Genomic DNA, 1576 nt, shown 5'->3' on the forward strand with positions numbered 1-1576 from the left:
GCGATGAGAGACGGCAAGAGGAAGCACATGGACAAGGATAGCAGGGTGATCATCGAGGAAGGCATACGGAGAGGCGATTCCGCACGGAAGATAGCCCGGGAGGCAGGCGTGAGCCCCTCCACCGTGACGAGGGAGGTGAAGGCGAACAGGACCCTGAAGGAGAAGAAGAGGGCGCCGGGAGCGAACCTGTCGGTGCGCTGCGCGCGCAGGAAGGAGTGCCCGAGGGTGGGCACTGCATGCGCAGGATGCAGCAGCCGGGCAGTGCGCTGCAGGGACTGCAGGACGAGGAGCTGCATAGATGCATGCCCGGACTTCGAGCTGCTGATGTGCCCCGTGACGGAGAGATGGCCCTACGTCTGCCCCGAAGGGTGCAGGAAGCGGCAGACGTGCAGCTATCCAAGGAGCAGGTACCGCGCAGAGGAGGCGCAGGCGGCGCACGATGCCAGGCTCGCCTCGAGCCGCGAGGGCATAGACCTCACCGCCGACGAGCTCGAGCGGCTGAATGCGGTGGTGGCGCCCCTGGTAGGGCAGGGATGGAGCTTCGAGGCGATCTGCACCGAGCTCGGGGACGGGCTCGGCGTCTGCCTGCGCTCGCTCTACAACTACCAGGCGGACGGGATCCTGGACATATCCAGCGTCGAGCTGCCGAGGAAGGCGAGGCTCAGGCCCAGGAAGAGGAAGAGGGACCAGGGCAGGCCGCGCATCGACAGGTCCGGGCACGAGTACTCCGACTTCCTGGCGCTGCCCCTGGAGGAGAGGGCCAGGGTCGTGCAGGGAGACTCCGTCTGCGGCAGGCAGCAGGATGCCCACGACATCCTCACGCTGCACATCGTGGCGAGGCACTTCCAGCTCTATCTCAGGAAGAGGCATGCGGACCCTTCGGCCACCGTCGCGGCGCTCGACCGCATCGAGAGGGCGCTGGGGTCGCGTGCGGCCTTCGAGGCGGCGTTCGGCATCATGCTCCTCGACAGGGGCACGGAGTTCGACGACCGGGAGGGCATGGAGCGCAGCTGCCTCGAGCCCGGGGAGAGGAGATGCCGCGTCTTCTGGTGCGACCCGCAGGAGTCCAACCAGAAGTCCGAGGCCGAGCGCAACCACGAGCAGCTGAGGCGGATATTCCCGAAGGGGCATGTGGACATGGACGCGCTCACGGACGCAGACGTGGCTCTCGCCTGCAGCCATGTCAACTCGTATCCGCTCGCGTCGATAGGCGGATGCCCCTTCGGCGAGCTGGGGTCGCTCCTGCCGGAAGGGGCGCTCGGAAGGCTCGGGATCGTGCGCATCCCTGCGGAGCGCGTGGTGCTCAGGCCCGCGCTCGTCCCGCATGCATATCTGAGGTAGCATAGCCGCATGCGCTGCCTGCGGTGCGCAGCCGGAGGCAGCGGACGAAAGGAATACGTCGGCCGGAGCCGGCAGCAGCGAATCCGTCCGGCCCCCTCCGTTGCATGAAGTCGTGCAATCCTGGAGAGGGGGCCGATATTGCCATGGCCGGAATGCATGCCATCCGGCGTCCCGGATGCTCCGGAAGGCCGAATTGCACGCCTTGCCGCAACGCTTCCGGCACATTTTGCAGGAC

At 66.9% G+C, this 1576-nt stretch carries 1 protein-coding gene; it reads left to right on the plus strand.

The window, feature by feature from the left end; translation table 11 throughout:
- On the plus strand, nt 1–1341 hold a 1341-nt coding region (locus tag ABVS03_RS11500), incomplete at its 5' end, for a transposase (RefSeq protein ID WP_368019211.1).
- Between the last annotated feature and the right edge of the window lie 235 nt (nt 1342–1576).

This window comes from Olsenella sp. AGMB03486, assembly GCF_040884255.1.
Classification (GTDB): Bacteria; Actinomycetota; Coriobacteriia; order Coriobacteriales; family Atopobiaceae; genus Olsenella_L; species Olsenella_L kribbiana.